Source organism: Streptomyces sp. L500 (genome assembly GCF_054551825.1).
This window is the reverse complement of sequence record NZ_JBTOLC010000013.1, coordinates 140,984-163,286: the sequence shown is the minus strand read 5'-3', so window position 1 is coordinate 163,286 and position 22,303 is coordinate 140,984. Positions and strand designations below refer to the sequence as shown.

16 protein-coding genes are annotated in these 22,303 nt (G+C 71.9%); 3 read left to right on the top strand and 13 right to left on the bottom strand.

Going from position 1 to position 22,303, the window contains the following annotated elements; all coding sequences use genetic code 11:
- Positions 1–183: 183 nt before the first annotated feature.
- The 5 genes from ilvC to ACX9I7_RS15420 form a co-directional block, all read right to left on the bottom strand.
- Positions 184–1,185 carry a ketol-acid reductoisomerase gene (gene ilvC / locus ACX9I7_RS15440; RefSeq protein WP_387565794.1) on the bottom strand — a complete coding sequence of 334 codons (1,002 nt, stop codon included), beginning with the start codon at positions 1,183–1,185 and terminating at the stop codon, positions 184–186.
- A gap of 90 nt (positions 1,186–1,275) precedes the next feature.
- Entirely contained in the window at positions 1,276–1,800 is a 525-nt protein-coding gene (gene ilvN, locus ACX9I7_RS15435; RefSeq protein ID WP_126916234.1) for an acetolactate synthase small subunit, read from the bottom strand.
- Positions 1,801–1,886: 86 nt separating this feature from the next.
- Positions 1,887–3,770: an acetolactate synthase large subunit gene (locus ACX9I7_RS15430; protein ID WP_387565798.1), complete on the bottom strand. Its 1,884-nt coding sequence runs from the start codon at positions 3,768–3,770 to the stop codon at positions 1,887–1,889.
- A gap of 216 nt (positions 3,771–3,986) precedes the next feature.
- Complete coding sequence (locus tag ACX9I7_RS15425; protein ID WP_459387656.1) at positions 3,987–6,908, bottom strand: putative bifunctional diguanylate cyclase/phosphodiesterase; 2,922 nt, start codon at positions 6,906–6,908, stop codon at positions 3,987–3,989.
- A 272-nt stretch (positions 6,909–7,180) separates the two neighbouring features.
- On the bottom strand, positions 7,181–8,143 hold the full coding sequence (locus ACX9I7_RS15420) for a 2-hydroxyacid dehydrogenase (RefSeq protein WP_387565804.1): 963 nt from the start codon (positions 8,141–8,143) through the stop codon (positions 7,181–7,183).
- 73 nt (positions 8,144–8,216) lie between these two features.
- Here ACX9I7_RS15420 and ACX9I7_RS15415 point away from each other — a divergent pair, with 73 nt between their 5' ends.
- The 3 genes from ACX9I7_RS15415 (at position 8,217) to ACX9I7_RS15405 (ending at position 10,683) form a co-directional block, all read left to right on the top strand.
- Positions 8,217–9,227 carry an aldo/keto reductase gene (locus ACX9I7_RS15415; protein ID WP_358628388.1) on the top strand — a complete coding sequence of 337 codons (1,011 nt, stop codon included), beginning with the start codon at positions 8,217–8,219 and terminating at the stop codon, positions 9,225–9,227.
- A 105-nt stretch (positions 9,228–9,332) separates the two neighbouring features.
- A complete protein-coding gene (locus ACX9I7_RS15410) occupies positions 9,333–10,487 on the top strand; it encodes a PQQ-dependent sugar dehydrogenase (RefSeq protein WP_387565810.1) in 1,155 nt (384 codons plus the stop codon).
- A 31-nt stretch (positions 10,488–10,518) separates the two neighbouring features.
- Complete coding sequence (locus ACX9I7_RS15405) at positions 10,519–10,683, top strand: DUF6191 domain-containing protein (RefSeq protein ID WP_459387655.1); 165 nt, start codon at positions 10,519–10,521, stop codon at positions 10,681–10,683.
- 37 nt (positions 10,684–10,720) lie between these two features.
- On the opposite strand, the gene ACX9I7_RS15400 is transcribed toward ACX9I7_RS15405, so the two are convergent.
- The 8 genes from ACX9I7_RS15400 to ligA all read right to left on the bottom strand — a co-directional run bounded on the left by ACX9I7_RS15400 (position 10,721) and on the right by ligA (position 22,301).
- On the bottom strand, positions 10,721–13,009 hold the full coding sequence (locus ACX9I7_RS15400) for an MMPL family transporter (protein WP_459387654.1): 2,289 nt from the start codon (positions 13,007–13,009) through the stop codon (positions 10,721–10,723).
- Positions 13,010–13,229: 220 nt separating this feature from the next.
- Positions 13,230–13,835 (bottom strand): AMIN-like domain-containing (lipo)protein, encoded by a 606-nt coding sequence (locus tag ACX9I7_RS15395; RefSeq protein WP_452672828.1) that lies wholly within the window; start codon positions 13,833–13,835, stop codon positions 13,230–13,232.
- A gap of 203 nt (positions 13,836–14,038) precedes the next feature.
- Positions 14,039–15,547 (bottom strand): Asp-tRNA(Asn)/Glu-tRNA(Gln) amidotransferase subunit GatB, encoded by a 1,509-nt coding sequence (gatB, locus tag ACX9I7_RS15390; RefSeq protein ID WP_459387653.1) that lies wholly within the window; start codon positions 15,545–15,547, stop codon positions 14,039–14,041.
- A gap of 25 nt (positions 15,548–15,572) precedes the next feature.
- Entirely contained in the window at positions 15,573–15,833 is a 261-nt protein-coding gene (locus ACX9I7_RS15385) for a hypothetical protein (RefSeq protein WP_311615599.1), read from the bottom strand.
- Positions 15,830–17,326, bottom strand: coding sequence for an Asp-tRNA(Asn)/Glu-tRNA(Gln) amidotransferase subunit GatA (gene gatA / locus ACX9I7_RS15380; protein ID WP_387565843.1), 1,497 nt, complete (start codon positions 17,324–17,326; stop codon positions 15,830–15,832). Before gatA ends, ACX9I7_RS15385 begins: the two co-directional genes overlap by 4 nt.
- 6 nt (positions 17,327–17,332) lie before the next feature.
- Complete coding sequence (gene gatC, locus ACX9I7_RS15375) at positions 17,333–17,629, bottom strand: Asp-tRNA(Asn)/Glu-tRNA(Gln) amidotransferase subunit GatC (RefSeq protein WP_126916225.1); 297 nt, start codon at positions 17,627–17,629, stop codon at positions 17,333–17,335.
- Positions 17,630–17,781: 152 nt separating this feature from the next.
- Positions 17,782–19,872 carry a putative bifunctional diguanylate cyclase/phosphodiesterase gene (locus ACX9I7_RS15370; protein ID WP_459387652.1) on the bottom strand — a complete coding sequence of 697 codons (2,091 nt, stop codon included), beginning with the start codon at positions 19,870–19,872 and terminating at the stop codon, positions 17,782–17,784.
- A gap of 173 nt (positions 19,873–20,045) precedes the next feature.
- The gene (gene ligA, locus ACX9I7_RS15365; protein WP_459387651.1) at positions 20,046–22,301 is read right to left on the bottom strand and encodes an NAD-dependent DNA ligase LigA; all 2,256 of its coding nucleotides are present in this window, start codon (positions 22,299–22,301) and stop codon (positions 20,046–20,048) included.
- Positions 22,302–22,303 lie beyond the last annotated feature (2 nt).

The window sequence follows — 22,303 nt, the reverse complement described above, 5'->3', positions numbered from 1 at the left end:
GACGCACGACACTGTGAGCCTGACGCGTTTGTGCTCCGCAGTGTATCGGTGGCGAGGGCCCCGGCCTGCTCCGTTGCGTAAACGTCACCCCTGCCGCCTGTACGCGGCGTACAACACGGCGATGGCGCCGGGACCGGAACATCCGGCCCCGGCGCCACGAAGACGACTCCGAACCAGTTCGGACTACTCCTTGTCGTCCACCCAGCTCATCAGCTTGCGCAGCTTCTTGCCGGTGGTCTCCAGGAGGTGGTCCTGGTCGGCCTTCTTGTACTCGTTGTACTTGGGCAGACCGGCCTGGTACTCCTTCATCCAGTTGTTGGCGAAGGTGCCGTCCTGGATCTCGGCGAGGACCTTCTTCATCTCGGCCTTGGTGCCGTCGTTGACGATGCGCGGGCCGGTGACGTAGTCGCCCCACTCGGCGGTCTCGGAGACCGACCAGCGCATCTTCTCCAGGCCGCCCTCGTACATGAGGTCGACGATGAGCTTGAGCTCGTGGAGGCACTCGAAGTAGGCGATCTCCGGCTGGTAACCCGCCTCGACGAGGGTCTCGAAGCCGGCCTTCACCAGCGCGGAGGCACCGCCGCAGAGCACGGCCTGCTCGCCGAAGAGGTCGGTCTCGGTCTCCTCGGTGAAGGTCGTCTTGATGACGCCGGCGCGGGTGCCGCCGATGGCCTTGGCGTAGGAGAGCGCCAGCGCGAAGGCGTTGCCGGAGGCGTCCTGCTCGACGGCGGCGATGCAGGGCACGCCGCGCCCCTCCTCGTACTGACGGCGCACCAGGTGGCCGGGGCCCTTGGGGGCGACCATGCAGACGTCGACGCCGGCCGGGGGCTTGATGAAGCCGAAGCGGATGTTGAAGCCGTGGCCGAAGAAGAGGGCGTCGCCGTCCTTGAGGTTGTCCTTGACGGACTCCTCGTAGACCTTGGCCTGGATCGGGTCCGGGACCAGGATCATGATGACGTCGGCCTCGGCGGCGGCCTCGGCGGGGGTGACGACGCGCAGGCCCTGCTCCTCGGCCTTGGCCTTGGACTTCGAGCCCTCGTGCAGGCCCACGCGGACGTCGACGCCCGAGTCGCGCAGGGACAGCGCGTGGGCGTGGCCCTGGCTGCCGTAGCCGAGGACCGCGACCTTACGGCCCTGGATGATGGACAGGTCGGCGTCGTTGTCGTAGAAGAGCTCGGCGGCCACGTGGGTTATCTCCTTGATTCCGGTGTTCCGGTGGTGCGTCCCACCGTATGACGGGTGGACGGGAAAGGGGGGCGGGGGTGGGGGAAATCGTCAGGCGGAGCGGTCGAGCGCGCGGAGGCTGCGGTCCGTGATGGACCGGGCGCCACGTCCTATCGCGATGGTCCCGGACTGGACGAGTTCCTTGATGCCGAAGGGCTCCAGCATCTTGAGCATCGCGCCGAGCTTGTCGGTGCCGCCGGTGGCCTCGATGGTGACGGCCTCCGGGGAGACGTCGACGGTCTTGGCGCGGAAGAGCTGGACGATCTCGACGATCTGGGAGCGGCTCTCGTTGTCGGCGCGGACCTTCACCAGGACGAGCTCGCGCTGAATGGCGGCGCTGTCCTCCAGCTCCACGATCTTCAGCACGTTGACGAGCTTGTTGAGCTGCTTGGTGACCTGCTCCAGGGGCAGCGACTCGACGTTGACGACGATGGTGATGCGGGAGATGTCAGGGTGCTCGGTCACCCCGACGGCGAGGGAATCGATGTTGAAGCCGCGGCGGGAGAACAGCGCGGCGACTCTGGCGAGGATGCCGGGAGTGTTCTCCACCAGGACGGAGAGCGTGTGCTTGGTCATGGGGTCGGCCTCGTGAGCCTCTCGTCTCGTGAGTCGGTGAGGGTCGTGCGTCGGGCGGCGGGACGTCATCGGTCGGTCGTCGCCGGTCAGTCGTCGTCGATGCCGTCGAAGTCGGGGCGGACGCCGCGCGCGGCGAGGATCTCGTCGTTGGAGGTCCCGGCGGCGACCATCGGCCAGACCATGGCGTCCTGGTGGACGATGAAGTCGACCACGACCGGCCGGTCGTTGATGGCGTTGGCCTCGGCGATGACCTTGTCCAGGTCGGCGGGGTCCTCGCAGCGCAGGCCCACGCAGCCCATGGCCTCGGCGAGCTTGACGAAGTCCGGCACCCGGGTCCCGGCGCACGGCTCCGTGCCGGCGCCCTCGGCGGAGCCGCCGTCGGTCACGGCGGGGCCGGTGTGGAGCACGGTGTTGGAGTAGCGCTGGTTGTAGAAGAGGGTCTGCCACTGGCGGACCATGCCCAGCGCGCCGTTGTTGATGACGGCGACCTTGATGGGGATGTCGTTGAGCGCGCAGGTGACCAGCTCCTGGTTGGTCATCTGGAAGCAGCCGTCCCCGTCGACGGCCCAGACCGTGCGGTCCGGGGCGCCGGCCTTGGCGCCCATCGCTGCGGGCACCGCGTAGCCCATCGTGCCCGCGCCGCCGGAGTTGAGCCAGGTGCGGGGCTGCTCGTAGCGGATGAAGTGGGCGGCCCACATCTGGTGCTGGCCGACGCCGGCCGTGAAGATGGTGTCCGCCGGGGCGAGTTCGCCGATGCGCTGGATGACCTGCTGCGGGGCGAGGCTGCCGTCGGCGGGCTGCTCGTAGCCCAGCGGGTAGGTGGCGCGCCAGCGGTCGAGGTCGGTCCACCAGTCGGCGTAGTCGCAGGCGTGGCCGTCGGCCTGCTCCGCCTGGACGGCGACGATCAGATCGGCGAGCACCTCGCGGGCGTCGCCCACGATGGGCACGTCCGCGGTGCGGTTCTTGCCGATCTCGGCGGGGTCGATGTCGGCGTGGACGATCTTCGCGTGGGGGGCGAAGGAGTCCAGCCGGCCCGTGACCCGGTCGTCGAAGCGCGCGCCGAGCGCGACGATCAGGTCCGCCTTCTGGAGCGCGGTGACGGCGGCGACCGAGCCGTGCATGCCGGGCATGCCCAGGTGCTGCGGGTGGCTGTCGGGGAAGGCGCCCAGCGCCATCAGCGTCGTGGTCACCGGGGCGCCGGTGAGCTCGGCGAAGACCTTCAGCTCGCCGGTGGCCTGGGCCTTGAGGACGCCGCCGCCGACGTAGAGGACCGGGCGCCGCGCCTGGGTGATCAGCTTGGCGGCCTCGCGGATCTGCTTGGCGTGCGGCTTGGTGACGGGCCGGTAGCCGGGCAGGTCGGTGTGGGGCGGCCAGGAGAAGACCGTCCGGGCCTGGAGGGCGTCCTTGGCGATGTCGACGAGCACCGGTCCCGGGCGGCCGGTCGAGGCGACGTGGAACGCCTCCGCGATGGTCCGGGGGATCTCGGCCGGGTCGGTCACCAGCCAGTTGTGCTTGGTGATCGGCATGGTGATGCCGCAGATGTCCGCCTCCTGGAAGGCGTCCGTGCCGATGGACTTGGAGGCGACCTGGCCGGTGATGGCCACCAGCGGCACCGAGTCCATGTGGGCGTCGGCGATCGGGGTCACGAGGTTGGTGGCCCCCGGACCCGACGTCGCCATGCACACCCCGACCTTGCCGGTGGCCTGGGCGTAGCCCGTCGCGGCGTGGCCGGCGCCCTGCTCGTGGCGGACGAGGACGTGGCGGACCTTCGAGGAGTCCATCATCGGGTCGTACGCCGGCAGGATCGCGCCGCCCGGGATGCCGAAGACGATCTCGGCTCCCACCTCCTCCAGCGAGCGGATGAGGGACTGCGCGCCCGTGACGTGCTCGACGGTGGCGGGCTGCTGTGCCGCGCCGCTGCGGGGCCGCGGCTGCGGATGATGGTGGGCCCCGTTGGCCTGCTCTGTCATCGACATTCTCTTCTCGAAGGCTTCGGTTCGACGGTTTCGACGGATGACTGGGTGATGCGGAAAACAAAAAACCCCTCGTGCCGTGAGGCAAGCGAGGGGAGCGCGCCGGGGTGGTCAGCAGGGCCTCATGGGCGGCCTGCTTCAGCCGACGCGCTGTCCAAGTACGAGAATTCGGGTGCGCATGGGATCGACCCTCCCTCTGGTGCACCAGAGGTGTCAAGTGGGTGGGACGGGCGTCTCATTATTTGAGCGCAATGGAGCATGGGCGAGGGCTCCCGCGCCGCCCGCCACTCCGGAGCGTACGGGCAGGGCGCCCCCGACGAGCACCTGGTTCCCGCCGTCCGTGGGATCACCCGGAAGGGTGGCGGCCAGGGCGTCGGGGATCAGGCCCGGCAGGGGGTAGGGGGCCCGGTCGAGGGCGTGGCGCAGCCGGTGCTCGTCGAGCGCGCCCGCGAAGGCCATGCCCTGGCCGTGGGTGCAGCCCATGGCGCGCAGGACGCGGGCCTGCTCCAGATCGTCCACGCCGTCGGCGACGGACTCCATGCCGAGGTCGCAGGCGATGCGCAGCAGCCCGGCGGTGATCTTGTGGAGGCGGGCGGATTCGGCCACTCCGTCGACGAGGCCGCGGTCGAGCTTGAGGACGTCGATGGGGAGGCGGCGCAGCGCGCTCATGGCGGCGTAGCCGGTGCCGAAGCCGTCGAGGGCGATGCGAACGCCGAAGCGGCGCAGGGAGACCAGCCGGTGCTCCAGCTCGTCGAGGGGCAGGCGGGGATCGCTGCCGGAGAGCTCCAGGACCAGTGATCCGGAGGGCAGTCCGTGGCGGAGGATGAGGGCCTCGACGTTCTTGGGGGGCAGCGACTTGTCCAGCAGCCGGGCGGCGGACATCCGGACGTGCACGGGGACGGTGTAGCCCGCGAGGCGGCGGCGGCCGGCCTGCTCGGCGGCCCGCTCCAGCGTCCAGCGGCCGAGCTCGGCGGTGCGGGCGCTCTCGTCGACCCGGTCCATTTCGGCCACGCGGAGGAATTCGTCCGGGGTGAAGAGGATGCCCTGGGCGGAGCGCCAGCGGGCCTGGGCGCCGACCGCGGTGATCCGGCCGGTGGCCAGCTCGACGACGGGCTGGTGGAGGAGGGCGAACTCGCCGTCGTGGAGCGCGGTGCGCAGCCGGCTGGCGAGCTCGGTGCGGCGCACGACGTCGGCCTGCATCTGGGGGGCGTAGAGCTCCACGCGGCCCTTTCCTGCCTGCTTGGCGCGGTACATGGCGAGGTCGGCGTTGCGCATGAGGGTGCCGGGGGTGATGTCGGGCTCGGCGAAGGCGACGCCGATGCTGGCGGCGACGCGGACCTCGGTGCCGCCCTCGACGAGATAGGGCTGGGAGAGGGTGAGCCGCAGCCGGTCGGCGACCTCCAGGATGCGGTACTCGCGGGCGGCGGGGTCGCGGGTGCCGTCGCCGACGATGAGGGCCGCGAACTCGTCGCCGCCGAAGCGGGCGGTGGAGTCCCCGGCGCGCACGGAGTCCTGGAGCCGGCGGGCGGCCTGGATCAGTAGTTCGTCGCCCGCCTGGTGGCCGACGGTGTCGTTGACGGCCTTGAAGCCGTCGAGGTCGATGAAGAGCACGGCCGTGCCGGCGTCGGTGACTCTCCGGCCGGCGAGGGCCTGCTGGACGCGCTTGGTGAACAGGGCGCGGTTGGGCAGGTCGGTGAGCGGGTCGTGCTCGGCGGTGTGCTGCAACTGGGCCTGGAGCCGGACCCGTTCGGTGACGTCGCGGCTGTTGAAGATCAGGCCGCCGTGGTGGCGGTTGACGGTGGACTCGACATTGAGCCAGTCGCCGCTGCCGGAGCGGAAGCGGCATTCGATGCGGGTGGTGGGCTCCTCGGCGGGCGGCGCGGCCAGGAAGCGGCGCACCTCGTGGACGACGCGGCCCAGGTCCTCGGGGTGGATGAGCGAGGCGAGCTCGGAGCCGACGAGCTCCTCCGCGTCGCGCCCGTAGACGCCGGCGGCTGCGGGGCTGACGTAGCGCAGTATTCCGGTGGGCGCGGCGATCATGATGACGTCGCTGGAGCCCTGCACCAGGGAGCGGAAGTGGTTCTCCTTCTGGGCGAGTTCCTGGGTGAGGGAGATGTTGTCGAGCAGCATGATGCCCTGGCGTACGACGAGGGCCAGGACGACCGTGCAGCCCGTGAAGAGGACGACGCGGTCGACGTGGTGGCCGTCGAGGACGTTGTAGAGGATGCCCAGGGTGCAGACGGCGGCCGCGAGGTACGGGGTGAGGGCGGCGAGGGAGCCGGCGATGGGCCGCCCGGCGGGCGGGGCCGGCGGGCGGCCGGGCCGGGCCGCGCTCTCGCGCTCCTCGCGGGCGACCCAGGGCGCGTAGGCCATCAGCATGTAGCCCGCGAACCAGCCGGCGTCGAGGATCTGCCCTGAGCGGTAGTTGGCCTGGAGCAGCGGCGAGGTGAACAGGGCGTCGCACAGGACGGTCAGGGCCAGGGCGGCGATGGCGGTGTTGATGGCGGAGCGGTTGGCCGAGGAGCGCTTGAAGTGCAGCGCCAGCACCATGGACACCAGGACGATGTCCAGCAGGGGGTAGGCGAGCGAGAGCGCGGCGTGGGCGACGGTCTCGCCCGCGAAGTGCGCGGTGTGGGCGAGGGCCAGGCTCCAGGAGAGGGTGAGCAGCGAGCCGCCGATCAGCCAGGAGTCCAGCGCGAGGCAGACCCAGCCGGCCCGGGTGACCGGGCGGCGGGCGAGCACCAGCAGGCCGATGATGGCGGGCGGCGCGAAGAGCAGGAAGCAGAAGTCGGCCGGGGACGGGCTCGGCACGTGCCGGCCGAGCACGACCTCGTACCAGCCCCAGACGAAGTTGCCGAAGCCCGCCATGGCGGACGAGGCGGCGAACAGCAGCCAGGCGGGGCGGAAGCGCGTGCTGCGGGTCCGCCCGTACCAGACGCAGGAGGTCGCGGCGAGGCCGGCGGCGCCGCTCAGGCCGAAGTCGCCCATGGTGGCGGCGAGCTCGGGCGAGCCCCAGCCGAGGGCCGCGCCCGTCGCGTAGCCCCCGCAGACGATGGCGAGGACGAGCTGCGGGAGCACGCCCGGCCCCCCGGCGGGGGCGGGCCGACGCGGGAGCGCCGCTCCGGGGGCGCTCACCGCTCCGCCGCCCTCAGCGGACCGAACGAAAGCTGTGATCGGTGGCCCCGTCGCGTCGGGTAGATCGTCCATTGGCCGTCCATCGCCCGTCGCCCCCCTCGAGTTCCGGTCCTTCGCCGCCCCCGTGCCGTGCCTGGAGCGGCCCCCGTCGGGACGATACACCAGAGTCGTCACTCAGGGACATAGCTCATATGCATAGCGTAACCAGCTGCCGGATTACGGATACGCAGCGCATCCAAATGCTGTCTCTGAGTGGTTCCGGTCCGTGACGACTACGCCGTGGCTACGACATTCCGCAGAGGCTCGTCCAGTGCGAATCTGGCCAGTTGATCGCGCAAGAGGGCCTTGGCGCGGGGCAGATAGGCCGAAGAAGGCCCACCCACATGGGGGGTGATCAGCACTCCGGGCGCCTTCCAGAGCGGGTGCCCGGCGGGCAGCGGCTCGGGGTCGGTGACGTCCAGGGCGGCGGTCAGCCGGCCGCTCTCCAGCTCGGCCAGGAGCGCCCCGGTGTCCACGACGCCGCCCCGGGCGACGTTCACCAGGAGCGCGCCGTCCTTCATCCGGGCCAGGAAGGCGGCGTCGGCCAGCTTGACGGTCTCCGGAGTGAGGGGCGTCGAGAGGATCACCACATCGGCGTCGGGCAGCAGTTCCGGCAGGTCCGCCACCGGGTGGACCGGACCGCGTGCCGTGACACGCGCGGAGCGCGCGACGCGTACGACCCGCGCGCACTCAAAGGCCGCGAGCCGGTCCTCGATGGCGGCGCCGATCGAGCCGTAGCCGACGACGAGCACCGATCTGTCGGCGAGCGCCGGGCGCAGTTCCGGCCGCCACTCCCCCGCGTCCTGCGCCCGGACGAAGCCGGGCACGCCCCGGAGCGCGGCGAGCGTCAGGGTCAGGGCCAGCTCGGCGGTGCTCGCGTCGTGCAGCCCGCGGGCGTTGCACAGCCGTGTGCCGGACGGCAGCGACGGCACCTCCGGAAGCAGCTCCTCCACCCCGGCGGTGAGCGCCTGGACGACCCGCAGCCCGCTCATCCGCGCCAGCGGCCGGGTCGCCACCGCGGCGCCCTTCATGTAGGGAACGCAGTAGAAGGCGCAACGGGCGGGGTCGGTGGGGAAGTCGGGGCCGCCGTCCCAGTGGGCGTAGTCCAGGCCCCGCGGCAGGTCGTCGATCTCCTCCGGGGGGATCGGCAGCCAGGCCAGGGGGCGTGCGGCGGAACCGCTGTGATCTGCACTCATGTCTGGAGGCTATGCGAAGGGGCCCCGACACCAGAGGTTAGTTTGGGGGCGAGGAACGGGAGGGGAACCGCGGGTGGAGCGCAGGACAATCGGTGCGACGGCGCTCGAGGTGGGCGCGATCGGCCTGGGGTGCATGCCGATGCACTGGGCGTACACCGCGTCCCAGCAGAGCGGGGAGGGCGCGCTGCGCACGGTCCACGCGGCCCTGGACGCCGGGGCCAGTCTCCTGGACACGGCCGACATGTACGGGCCGTTCACCAATGAGCTGCTGGTGGGGCGGGTGCTGCGGGAGCGGCGCGCGGAGGCGTTCGTATCGACCAAGTGCGGGCTGCTGGTGGGCGATCAGCACGTCGTCGCCAACGGCCGTCCGGGCTATGTGAGGCGGGCGTGCGACGCCTCGCTGCGCCGGCTCCAGACCGATGTCATCGACCTCTACCAGCTCCACCGCCCGGACCCCGAGGTGCCGGTCGAGGAGACGTGGGGCGCGATGGCCGAGCTGGTCTCGGCGGGCAAGGTGCGGGCGCTGGGCTGGTGCGCCATCGACGCGCGGGCCCGGCGCAGGTTCGGCTCCTCGGCCGGGGCGCGGACGGGGATGTACGACGCGACGATCGCCCAGCTGGAGCGGGTGCAGCAGGTCTTCCCGGTCAGCTGCGTCCAGGCGGAGCTGTCGGTCTGGTCGCGGGAGGCGCTGGACCGGCTGGTGCCGTGGCTGTCCTCGCGGGGGGTGGGGATGCTGGCGGCGATGCCCCTGGGGAATGGTTTCCTCAGTGGCACGCTCACTCCCGGCCAGGGCTTCGAGCCGGAGGACCTGCGGGCCCGTCACCCGCGCTTCACGGCGGAGATGATGGCCGCGAACCAGCCGATAGTCGCGGGCCTGCGGCGTGTCGCGGAGCGGCACGACGCCACGGCGGCGCAGGTGGCCCTGGCCTGGGTGCTGGCGCAGAGCCGGCACGTGGTGCCGGTGCCGGGCACGAAGAAGGCCGCGTGGGCGGTGGAGAACGCGGCGGCCGCCGGACTGCGGCTGACCGCCGAGGACTTGGCGGAGATCACGGCACTGCCCCAGGCGATGGGGTCCTGGTACTGACGGGGTGTACCGAGGAGGCCGGGTGAATCAAGGATCGGGGTGTATCAAGGAGGAGTGTCCCACTCACCCGAGAGGAACCCTTTCACCCGAGAGGAACCTTTTGCCGTGCACTTGTCCACCGGGCACCTCCCCCGCCGCGCCGCCGTCACGGCGGCGCTGGCGCTCTCCTCGCTGCTGATCGTCACGGGCTGCTCGGGCGACTCGTCGTCCGGCTCGTCCTCCGGCTCGGGCGGGGGCACCGCGCCCGCCGCGTCCGCCCCGCCCGCCGAGGGCTCCGCCGAGGTCGTCCGCACGGTCGCCGGAAAGCTGGACTCGCCGTGGGGCGTGGCCCCGCTGCCGGACGGCGATCTGCTGGTCGGCTCGCGGAACACCGGCCGGATCACGCGGGTCGCCGCGAAGGACGGCCGGCAGACCCCGCTCGGCACCGTGCCCGGCGTCGCGGCGGCGGGCGAGGGCGGGCTGCTGGGCCTGGCCCTCTCCCCCGGCTACGCCTCCGACCATCTGCTCTACGCCTACTTCACCACCGATTCGGACAATCGCGTCGCCCGGCTGCTGGTCGACGAGAAACGGCCGGAGGGGCAGCGGCTCGGCGCGCCCGACACCATCCTGCGCGGCATCCCCAAGGGCCAGATCCACAACGGCGGCCGGATCGCGTTCGGCCCCGACGGGATGCTCTACGCCGGCACGGGCGAGGCCGGGCAGCGGGACCCGGCCCAGGACAAGGGCTCGCTCGGCGGCAAGATCCTGCGGATGACGCCCGACGGCCGCCCGGCCCCCGGCAACCCCTTCCCGGACTCGCTCGTCTACAGCTACGGCCACCGCAATGTGCAGGGCCTGGCCTGGGACGCGGACAAACGGCTGTGGGCCTCGGAGTTCGGCCAGGACACCTGGGACGAGCTCAATCTCGTCGAGCCGGGCCGCAACTACGGCTGGCCCGTGGCCGAGGGAAAGGCGCACAGGGCGGGCCTGACGGACCCGGTGGAGCAGTGGCGGCCCGCCGACGCCTCGCCCAGCGGGCTCGCCTACGCGGCGGGCTCCCTGTGGATGGCCGGGCTGCGCGGCGAGCGCCTGTGGCGGATCCCGCTCCGGGGCGCCGGGCCCGCCGCCGCCCCGAAGGACTTCCTCAAGGGGAACTACGGGCGCCTCCGCACTGTTGTTCCTACGGGCGACGGCGGGCTGTGGCTGACGACGAGCAACACCGACGGACGGGGCCGGCCGACCGCCGACGACGACCGGCTGCTGCGGCTGAAGGTGACCTGACGGTCGCCGGACGGCTGACGGAGGGACCGACATGTTCAACGTTTTCGAGGAGCTGTTCAGCCCCGGGCGCGCCCACACCGAGGAGGAACACAACCGGCTGGAGCTCACCCGCGACGACGTCGGCGACGGGGACCCGGGCGCGGGCCCGATAGACCTCGACTCCGGCGTCGTGGTCGTCCGCCCCCGCCAGGGCTGAGGCCCCGGCGGGCGAGCGGCTCGGGCGGACGAGCGGCTCAGGCGACCACGACGTCCTTGCCCACACGGTGCCCGTCCGCGTCGGGAAGGGCCGGCAGGTCGTCCGCCGGCCGCCCGTCGGCCCCGCGCGGACCGTGGTCACCCGCCGGCGTCCCGCGCGGCCCCGCGAAGGCGGGCACCGCGTGCTCCGGCGGCTCGATGCTGATGCGCGGCAGGGCGCGCTCCAGCCAGGCCGGCAGCCACCAGTTGGCGCCGCCCAGCATGTGCATCAGGGCCGGGACCAGCAGCGTCCGCAGGACGAAGGCGTCCAGGGCCACCGCGGCGGCCAGGCCCACGCCGAACATGGCGATCACCCGGTCGCCGCTCAGCACGAAGGCCAGGAACACCGAAATCATGATCACGGCGGCCGAGTTGATCACCCGGCTGGTCTCCGCCAGGCCCACGCGGACGGCCCGGCGGTTGTCCCGGGTGGCCAGCCACTCCTCGTACATCCGGCTGACCAGGAACACCTGGTAGTCCATCGACAGCCCGAACAGCACCGAGACCATGACCACCGGCAGGAACGGCTCGATCGGGCCCGCGCCGCCGAGGCCCAGCGGCTCGCTGCCCCAGCCCCACTGGAAGACGGCGACGATCAGGCCGAAGGAGGAGGCGACGGCCGCGATGTTCATCGCCGCGGCCTTCAGCGGTATGCCGATGCTGCGGAAGGCCAGCAGGAGCAGCAGACAGCCCAGCCCCACCACGGTGCCCACGAACACCGGCAGCTTGCCGAGGATGACCGCGGCGAAGTCGTCGTACGCGGCGGTCACGCCGCCCACGCGGACGTCGAGGCCGGTGCCCCCGGTGGCCTTGGGCAGCACGGTCGTCCGGAGCCGGTCGACGAGGTCGCTGGTGGCGCGGGACTGCGGGGACGTCGTGGGCACGACGGTGATGACGCCCGTGTCGCCGCTGCCGCTGAGGACCGAGGGGGTCACGGAGGCGACGCCGGGGGTGTGGCGGAGGGTGTCCGGGAGCTTGTTGAAGGCGAGGCTGTCGGCGGCGCTGCCGAGGGGGGCGACGAGCGTCAGCGGCCCGTTGACGCCGGGGCCGAAGCCGCGGCCCAGCATGTCGTAGGCCTGGCGGGTGGTGGAGCCCGCCGGGTTGTTGCCCTGGTCGGAGGTGCCGAGGTGGAGGGAGAGCGTCGGCAGGGCCAGGATCAGCATCACGGCGGCGGCCGCCGCGCCCAGCAGCTTGGGGTGGCGCTCGACGCAGGCCGACCAGCGGGCGGCCAGGCCCGAGGGCGGCTCCTCCGCCCGGGGACCGTCGTGCGCGAGGCGGCGGCGCTCGCGGCGGCCGAGGGCCCGGGGTCCTATCAGCCCCAGCAGGGCGGGGAGCAGGGTGACGGAGGCGGCGACGGTGAGGACGACGGTCAGCGAGGCGGCGATCGCCACGCCGTTGAGGAAGCCCAGGCGGAGGATGAGCATGCCCAGCAGCGCCACGCAGACGGTGCCGCCCGCGAAGACGACGGCACGCCCGGTCGTGGCGACCGCCCGCTCCGCCGCGACGGCCACGGGCAGCCCCTGCCGCAGCCCCTTGCGGTGGCGGGTGACGATGAACAGGGCGTAGTCGATGCCGACGCCGAGGCCGATGAGCGTGCCCAGCATGGGCGCGAAATCGGCCACCTTCATCAGGTGGCCCAGCAGCACCGTGCCCATGGCGGCGGTGCCCACGCCCACCAGGGCCGTCGCTATGGGCAGCAGGCTCGCGGCGAGCGAGCCGAAGACGACGAAGAGCACCACGGCCGCGACCGCCACGCCGATGATCTCGCTGAGGTGGCCGCTCGCGGTCTCGGTGCCGGCGACGCCGCTGCCGCCGACGGCCACCCGGAGGTTGTTCCCGGCGGCCGCGCGCGCGGTCTCCACGACCCGCTTCACCTGGGCCTTGTCCGGTTCTCCGCCCTTGGCGACGAAGGTCACCGGGGCGTAGGCGGTGTGGCGGTCCTGGCTGATCCGGGCGGCTCCGCCGCTGCCGTAGGGGCTCTCCACGGCGGCCACTCCGGGCAGCCGGGCGATCTCGTGGAGCGTCCTGGTCATCCGCTGCTGGACGTCGTCCGCGCGGACGGTGCCCCGGTCGGTGTGCCAGACGATCTTGTCGTCGCCGCTCTCGCCGGGGAACGCCTTCTCCAGCAGCGCGATCGCGCGGGAGGACTCCGTGCCGGGGACGCCGTAGTCGTTGGAGTACGCGGAACCGCTCAGCGTCGCCGCGGCGGTGGTCCCGGCGAGGGCGACGAGCCACAGCACGATGACGGTGAAGCGGCGGCGGAGACACCACCGGGCAAGTGAGGCCATGACCTGCTTCCCGGGTATCGCGACGATCTCGCCGGGGAGACGACCCGTGCATGTCGACCGCTGAACAGAGGGGGGATCCGAACAGAGGCCCCGTCCGAGGGGCCTCCGGCGGACCACTGTGACAGCAGGAAAAGATCCTTTGTCTCTTTTGTGGGCTATACCACAAGCGGTCCGGGATTATGCGCGCCTACGCCCGGGCCGGTGAATCCGGCCGGCCGGGTCAGCGGAAGCCGCGCCAGCTGTGCGCGACGTCCACGACCAGGTGGTTTCCGCTCTGGAAGACCCGGAACGGCAGCCGTTCACGGACCCCGACGGCGATCTGGGTGTCACCCTCGAAGCTGGCGCCGAAGCGGGTGTCCTGGAAGGTGCGGTAGCCGCCGAGGTCCACCTCGGGCAGCGGCTCCCCGGCCTTTCCGTCGTACGTCCGCTGCATGGTGGCGGGGTCGTAGCTCGGCGCGGCGACCCGGACCTCCAGGATCGCGCCGCCGCGCACGGGGATGACATCGCCCGAGCCGTCCTGCTGGAACTGGTCGACGTAGCGGACGTGGAAGCCGATCGGGCGGCCGGTCCCGGGCCCGAGGAGGTCGAAGACGACGCGGTCGTAGCAGTCGTGACCGCCGGTTCTGATGTCCCGCAGCGGCTTGTGCCAGGCGACGGCGCTGTCCTTCGGCAGGCTCCCCCAGTCCACGGCCGCGCAGCCGGCCGCGGGCGGGGTGGCGGCCTTGCCCGCCCCTGCCGCCACGGCCGTCCCGCCCGGCGTCACCGCCATCGTCATGCCCGCTCCCACCAGCGCGAACGCGACCAGTCCCGCGCGCAACCGTCCCATGGAGGACCCCCAGCCTTCGAGTGCGGGCACGCCGACCGGCCCGCTGACGGGGATCATGCCGGACCGTTTCGTCCGATGAGGGGCGTACGGGCGAATTCCGGCCAACGGGGGCCGATCGCGGGTGGCGGACACGGCGACGGCCGCCCCTCCGGGGAGGGACGGCCATCGTGACGCGTTGACGCGGAGGAAGAGCTTTCGAGGACTCAGCCCTCGACGCCGAGCTTCTCCAGGATCAGCTCACGGACGCGGGCCGCGTCCGCCTGGCCGCGCGTGGCCTTCATGACCGCGCCGACGAGCGCGCCCGCCGCCGCGACCTTGCCCGAGCGGATCTTGTCCGCGATGCCGGCGTTGGCCGCGATGGCCTCGTCCACGGCGGTGCCCAGCGCGCCCTCGTCGGAGACGACCGCGAGACCGCGGGCCGCGACGACGGCGTCCGGGTCGCCCTCGCCCGCGAGCACGCCCTCGATGACCTGACGGGCCAGCTTGTCGTTGAGGGAGCCCTCGGCGACCAGCGCGCACACCCGGGCGACCTGCTCGGGAGTGATCGCCATGGCCGCGAGGTCCGTACCGGCCTCGTTGGCCCGGCGCGACAGCTCGCCCATCCACCACTTACGGGCCGACGCGGCGTCCGCGCCCGCCTCGATGGTGGCGACGATCAGGTCGACCGCGCCGGCGTTGAGGATCGACTGCATGTCGTGCTCGGAGACGCCCCACTCCTCGCGCAGCCGGTTGCGGCGCACGCGCGGCAGCTCGGGCAGGCCCTTGCGCAGCTCCTCGACCCACTCACGGGCGGGGGCGACGGGGACCAGGTCCGGCTCGGGGAAGTAGCGGTAGTCCTCCGCCTCCTCCTTGACGCGGCCGGACGTCGTGGAGCCGTCCTCCTCGTGGAAGTGCCGGGTCTCCTGGATGATCGTGCCGCCGGAGGAGAGCACGGCCGCGTGGCGCATGATCTCGAAGCGCGCGGCGCGCTCGACGGAACGCAGCGAGTTGACGTTCTTCGTCTCGGAGCGCGTGCCGAACTTCTCGGCGCCCTTGGGCATCAGCGAGAGGTTGACGTCGCAGCGCATCTGGCCCATCTCCATGCGGGCCTCGGAGACGCCGAGCGCCTTGATGAGCTCGCGCAGCTCGGCGACGTACGCCTTGGCGACCTCGGGGGCGCGCTCGCCCGCACCAGTGATCGGCTTGGTGACGATCTCGATGAGGGGGATGCCGGCGCGGTTGTAGTCCAGCAGGGAGTGCTGCGCGCCGTGGATGCGGCCGGTGGCACCGCCCACGTGGGTGGACTTGCCGGTGTCCTCCTCCATGTGGGCGCGCTCGATCTCCACGCGGAAGACCTCGCCGTCCTCCAGCTGAACGTCCAGATAGCCGTTGAAGGCGATCGGCTCGTCGTACTGGGAGGTCTGGAAGTTCTTCGGCATGTCCGGATAGAAGTAGTTCTTCCGGGCGAAGCGGCACCACTCGGCGATCTCGCAGTTCAGCGCGAGACCGATCTTGATGGCCGACTCGACGGCGATGCCGTTGACGACCGGGAGGGAGCCGGGCAGGCCGAGGCAGGTGGGGCACGTCTGCGAGTTGGGCTCGGCGCCCAGCTCGGTGGCGCACCCGCAGAACATCTTGGTCTTGGTGCCGAGCTCGACGTGCACCTCGAGACCCATGACGGGCTCGTAGGTGGCAAGCGCCTCGTCGTACGACACCAGTTCAGTGACGGTCACGGAAAACTAACCTCTCAGTCCCTGCTCAGCCCGCGAGGACGTCGTCGCTGTTCATACGGCGCAGCTCGCGGACGAGCAGGGCGACGCCGGTGACGATGGCGGCGGCGGAGACCACCGCGTCGACGAGCTGCAGGGTGTCCTGCTCGCCGCGCGCCTTCTTGGCCTGCTTGGCGACGCTGATGGCGCCGAACAGCGTGGTGCCGATGGACAGGTACGTGCCGGCCTTGGACTTCTTGAAGCCCTTGGCCTTCTTCAGTGCGCCCGACTTGCTCTGTTCGATGCTCACAGCGACGGTGCCTCCTCCAGCAGCGGGTGGCCCCAGCGCTCGGTGAACGCGGCCTCGACCGCGGCACCGACCTTGTAGAGCCGGTCGTCCTTCATGGCGGGAGCGATGATCTGCAGACCGACCGGCATGCCGTCCTCGGGGGCGAGGCCGCAGGGCAGCGACATGGCCGCGTTGCCCGCCAGGTTGGTCGGGATGGTGCACAGGTCGGCGAGGTACATCGCCATCGGGTCGTCGACGCGCTCACCGATCGCGAAGGCGGTGGTGGGCGTGGTCGGCGAGACGATCACGTCGACCTGCTCGAACGACTTGTCGAAGTCGCGCGAGATGAGCGTGCGGACCTTCTGCGCGGAGCCGTAGTACGCGTCGTAGTAGCCGGAGCTGAGCGCGTAGGTGCCGAGCATCACGCGGCGCTTGACCTCGGGGCCGAAGCCGGCCTCACGGGTGAGGGCGGTGACCTCCTCGGCCGACTTCGTGCCGTCGTCGCCGACCCGCAGGCCGTAGCGCATGGCGTCGAAGCGGGCCAGGTTGGAGGAGCACTCGGACGGCGCGATCAGGTAGTACGCGGCCAGCGCGAGGTCGAAGGACGGGCAGTCCAGCTCGACGATCTCGGCGCCCAGCTCCTTGAGGAGCTCGACGGACTCGTCGAAGCGCTGGAGCACGCCGGCCTGGTAGCCCTCGCCGCGGAACTGCTTGACGACACCGACGCGCATGCCGGCGACGGAGCCGTTGCGCGCCGCCTCGACGACCGGCGGGACCGGGGCGTCGATGGAGGTGGAGTCGAGCGGGTCGTGACCGGCGATCACCTCGTGCAGCAGAGCCGCGTCCAGGACCGTACGGGCGCAGGGGCCGCCCTGGTCGAGGGAGGAGGAGAAGGCCACCATGCCGTAGCGGGAGACCGCGCCGTAGGTGGGCTTGACGCCGACGGTGCCGGTGACGGACGCGGGCTGGCGGATGGAACCGCCGGTGTCCGTGCCGATGGCGAGGGGGGCCTGGAAGGCCGCGAGGGCGGCGGAGGAGCCGCCGCCGGAGCCGCCGGGGATCTTGGTGAGGTCCCAGGGGTTGCCGGTGGGGCCGTAGGCGCTGTTCTCGGTGGAGGACCCCATGGCGAACTCGTCCATGTTGGTCTTGCCGAGGATGACGACGCCGGCGTCCTTCAGACGCTTGGTGAGCGTCGCGTCGTACGGCGGGATCCAGCCTTCGAGGATCTTGGAGCCGACGGTGGTGGGGACGCCCTTCGTGGTGAAGATGTCCTTCAGCGCCAGCGGGACGCCGGCCAGCGGGCCGAGCTTCTCGCCGCGCTCGCGCTTGGCGTCCACCTCGCGGGCCTGGGCGAGCGCGCCCTCGCGGTCGACGTGGAGGAAGGCGTGCACCTTCTCGTCGACGGCCTCGATGCGGGCCAGGTGGGCCTCGGTGACCTCGACGGCCGTGAGCTCGCCGGAGGCGACCTTCTCGGCGATCTCGGCCGCGGTGAGCTTGATGATGATGTCAGTCATCGTGGTTCAGTCCTCCCCCAGGATCTGCGGCACCTTGAAACGCTGCTGCTCCTGGGCGGGGGCGCCGGAGAGCGCCTCCTGGGGGGTCAGCGACGGGCGGACGACGTCCGCGCGCATGACGTTCGTCAGGGGCAGCGGGTGGGAGGTCGGCGGTACGTCCTCGTCGGCCACATCGGAAACGCGGGCGACCGCGCCGATGATCACGTCGAGCTGTTCGGCGAAGTGGTCGAGCTCTTCGGCCTTCAGCTCCAGACGCGACAGCCGGGCGAGGTGGGCGACCTCCTCGCGCGTGATGCCAGGCATGCAGCGATCCTCAAGGGTGGGATGTATGGGTTTTCGGCCCAATCCTATGGCTCCGGCGGCCGTGCCCGCGAAACGGTTTCGCTGGGCGCTCGGCCTTTGGCGCTTTCGGGTGCCCCGGGGAGGACCTTTTCACCGTTTCCCGAGGGGACCGGCTACGTGACCGCGTCCTCCTCCGTCGGTGCGGGGGCCGCCGTCAGTGGGGGGTCGCTGTGGATGCCGGGTTCGCGGAGGCGGAGCCAGGCCGTGGTCTCGTCCGGCGGCATCGCCGCCGCGACGAGCCAGCCCTGGACCGCGTCGCAGCCGAGATCGCGCAGCCGTTCCCACGTCTCGTCGTCCTCGACGCCCTCCGCGACGACGAGGAGGCCCAGGGAGTGGGCGAGGTCGAGGGTGCAGCGGACGATCTCGGCGTCCTCGTTGTCGATGGCGAGCCGGGCGACGAAGGAACGGTCGATCTTCAGCTCGCTGACCGGGAGGCGGCGCAGGTGGACCAGCGACGAATACCCCGTGCCGAAGTCGTCGAGGGACATCTTCACGCCGTGGCCGGTGAGCCCGGCGAGCGTGTCGGCCGCGCGCTGGGGGTCCTCCAGCAGCACGTGTTCCGTTATCTCCAGCTGGAGCGCCCCGGGGGGCACGCCGTGGCGGGCGAGGCGGGCGGCGACGGAGCCCGCGAAGCCCGGGGTGTGGACGTCGCGCGGGGAGACGTTGACCGCGACGGGGACTTCCAGGCCCATGGCCCGCCACTTCGCCACCTGCCCGAGGGCGGTCTCCAGGACGTACTCCGTCAGCCGGGGCATCAGGCCGGACGATTCCGCGATCGCGATGAACTCGTCCGGGGAGACCCGGCCCCGCTCCGGGTGAACCCAGCGGACCAGGGCCTCCAGGCCCTCCACATGGCCGTCGAAGCCGACCTTGGGCTGGTAGTGGAGCTCGACCTCGCCGGCGTCCAGCGCGCGGCGCAGGTCGCCGAGGAGGCCGAGCCGGTCGGGGGTGTTGCCGTCGCGGCGGGCCTCGTAGACCTCGACGCCGCTGCGGTCGCGCTTGGCCTGGTACATCGCCACGTCGGCGCGGCGCAGCAGCCCCTCCGCGTCCAGGGCGTGGTCGGGGTAGACGGCGACGCCGGCGCTGGCCTCCAGGACGAGGGTGAGCCCGTCCAGGTCGAGGGGGGAGCCGAGGTCGGCGACGAGCGTACGGGCGACCCGCTGGGCGCTGGTGAGGGAGTCGGCGGTGGGCAGCAGCACGGCGAACTCGTCGCCGCCGAGGCGGGCGGCCTCCGCGTCCCGGGGCAGGGCGAGCCGGAGTCGTTCGGCGATCTGGAGGAGCAGCCGGTCACCGGCGAGGTGACCGAGGGTGTCGTTGACGGAGCGGAAACGATCGAGGTCGATCAGGACGAGCGCGGCGCGGGCTCCGGCCCGTTCGGCCTCGTCCAGGGCGGTCCAGGTGCGTTCCAGCAGCCACTGACGGTTGGGCAGCCCGGTGAGGGGGTCGCGCAGTTGTTCCTCGGCGCGGGCGCGGGCGATCCAGAGGGTGGAGTCCAGCGCGATGAGCGGGACCGCGAAGAGCGGGAGGAGGACGGGCGAGTGGTCGGCGACGACCGCGATCAGCGGGGCGATGCCGACGAGGGCGATGCCGACGAGGGCCTGCCGCATCAGGGCGGTGCGGGCGATGCTGCTCAGCGCGGCGCGTGGGGCCGTGAACCGCCAGAGGAGCGCGCGGGTGACGGCGAGGTAGAGGAAGGCGGCGAGGGCGATCTTGGGGGCTGCGGAGAGCCGCCAGGTGTCGGGCAGCCAGGGGCTCTCGACGCCGGCGGTGGTCCCGCAGGCGGCGAGGGCGAGCCCGGCGGCCCCGATGCCGAGGATGTCGACCGCGCCGTGGCGTAAGGCCTGCCGCCAGCGGTGGCGGCGGGCGGCGGCCACGAGGGTGACGACCGCGATGCTGATCAGGACGGCCGGGAGCCAGCCGTACAGGAGGAGGACGGCCAGGGTGAGGGCGGCACCGGAGCCGGTGCCGCCCCACCAGCGGTCCCGGCCGAGGGCGACGAGGTGGGCGACGATCAGCGCGGTGAGGGTCGCGAGCGACCAGCCGACGGTCTGTCCCGGGAAGAGGGCCCGGCCCGAGGCGACCGCGCGCAGCACGCCGACGGAGAGCCCGAGCGCGGCCAGGGCCACGCAGACCGTCGGCAGGCCGGGCGGGGCGAGCCGCCGCGGCCGCGATGCCGGTTCGGCGCTGTCGGTGGTGGGTTTCATGCCCGTCCCTCTCACAGCCGGCGGTGCCCGCGCCACGGCAGGCGCACATCTCAACAGTAGGCCGCAGAAGGCTACGGCGGGCAGCGATCGGCAGGGGTTGCCCGAATGCGATCCGGCGTTCTGTAGCCATCTGGTACGCGCTGTAGGGGTAATGCCCACTGCCTATGCGGGCATTACTCCGCTGGGGTGGCCTCCTGGGGCACGGCCGCCTCGCGCGCCGCCTCGGGGCCTTCCTCCAGCAGGACGGTGAAGCCGTCCTCTTCGAGGACCGGGACCTTCAGCTGCATCGCCTTGTCGTATTTCGAACCGGGGTTGTCACCGACGACCACGAAGTCCGTCTTCTTCGATACCGACCCGGTCACCTTCGCGCCCCGGCTCTGCAGGGCCTCCTTGGCGGCGTCCCGGGTGAAGCCCGTGAGGGTGCCGGTGACGACGACGGTCAGCCCGGCGAGCGGACGCGGGCCTTCCGCCTCGCCGGCCTCCTCCTCCATCCGGACACCGGCGGCCCGCCACTTCTCGATGATCTCGCGGTGCCAGTCCTCGGCGAACCACTCCCGGACGGCGGTGGCGATGGTGTCGGAGACGCCGTCGACGGCGGCGAGCTCCTCCTCCGTGGCCTCGGCCATCCGGTCGACGGAGCGGAACTCGCGGGCCAGCGCCGCCGCGGCGACGGGACCCACATGGCGGATGGACAGGCCATTGATGATCCGGGCCAGCGGGCGCTGCTTGGCGGCCTGGATGTTCTCCAGCATCGCCAGGGCGTTCTTCTTCGGCTCGCCCTTCTGGTTGGCGAAGAAGGTGACGACCTTCTCCTTGCCCGTCTTGGGGTCGACCTTGGGCAGGCCGCTGTCCTGGTCCCGGACGTAGGACTTGATGGGCAGCAGCTCCTCGATCGTCAGATCGAAGAGGTCGCCCTCGTTGAGCATCGGCGGGGTGGCGGGCTCCAGGGGCTGGGTGAGGGCCGAGGCGGCCACATAGCCGAAGTTCTCGATGTCGAGGCACTCGCGGCCCACGAGGTAGTACAGCCGCTCGCGGATCTGGCCCGGGCAGGAGCGGGCGTTGGGGCACCGGAGGTCGATGTCGCCCTCCTTCATCGGGCGCAGCCCGGTGCCGCACTCCGGGCACTCGGCGGGCATCACGAACTCCCGTTCGGTGCCGTCGCGCAGGTCCACGACGGGGCCGAGGACCTCGGGGATCACGTCGCCGGCCTTGCGGATGACGACGGTGTCGCCGATGAGGACGCCCTTGGCCTTGACGACCTCCTGGTTGTGGAGGGTGGCGAACTCGACCTCGGAGCCGGCGACCGTGACGGGCTCGAAGACGGCCTGCGGCGTCACCCGGCCGGTGCGGCCGACGCCCACCCGGATGTCGAGGAGCTTGGTGTTGACCTCCTCCGGCGGGTACTTCCAGGCGATGGCCCAACGCGGGGCGCGCGCGGTGGAGCCGAGCCGGCCCTGCAAGGGGATCTCGTCGAGCTTGACGACGACGCCGTCGATCTCGTGCTCCATCGAGTGGCGGACCTTGGGCTGCCCGTAGTGCGCGATGAACTTCCGCACCTCCTCCAGCGAGCCGAAGACCTCGGCGTGCGCGGCGGTGGGCAGGCCCCACTCCCGCAGCAGCTCGTAGGCATGCGACTGGCAGTCGATGTCGAAGCCCTCACGGGCGCCGACGCCGTGCACCACCATGTGCAGCGGGCGGGTGGCGGTGACGCGCGGGTCCTTCTGGCGCAGCGAACCGGCCGCCGCGTTGCGCGGGTTGGCGAAGGGGGCCTTGCCCGCCTCCACCAGACGGGCGTTGAGCTCCTCGAACTTCTCCATCGGGAAGTAGACCTCGCCGCGCACCTCGACGAGGGCGGGGATCCGGTCGCCCTGGAGCCGGTCGGGGACCTCGGCGATGGTGCGGACGTTCGGCGTGATGTCCTCGCCGGTGCGGCCGTCGCCGCGGGTGGCGGCGCGGGTGAGACGGCCGTTCTCGTAGGTCAGGTTGACGGCGAGGCCGTCGACCTTGAGCTCGCAGAGGAAGTGGTAATCGGCGCCCTCGCCGAGGTCCTTGACGATGCGCTCGGCCCAGGCGGCCAGCTCCTCGTCGTCGAAGGCGTTGTCGAGGGAGAGCATGCGCTCGCGGTGCTCGACGGCGGTGAACTCCGTCTCGTACGCCCCGGCGACCTTCTGGGTCGGCGAGTCGGGCGTGCGCAGCGGCGGGTACTCCTCCTCCAGGGCCTCCAGCGACCGCAGCAGCTTGTCGAACTCGGCGTCGCTGACGACGGGGGCGTCCTTCACGTAATAGCGGAAGCGGTGCTCCTCGACCCGCTCGGCCAGCAGGGCATGCTTCTCGCGCGCCTCGGCGGGTACCGCCGCCTGGGCCGCGAGCTCCTGGAGCTCTTCGCCTCGCCGTTCGACAGCCACCGTCTCGTCCTCCCGTTGATCCATGA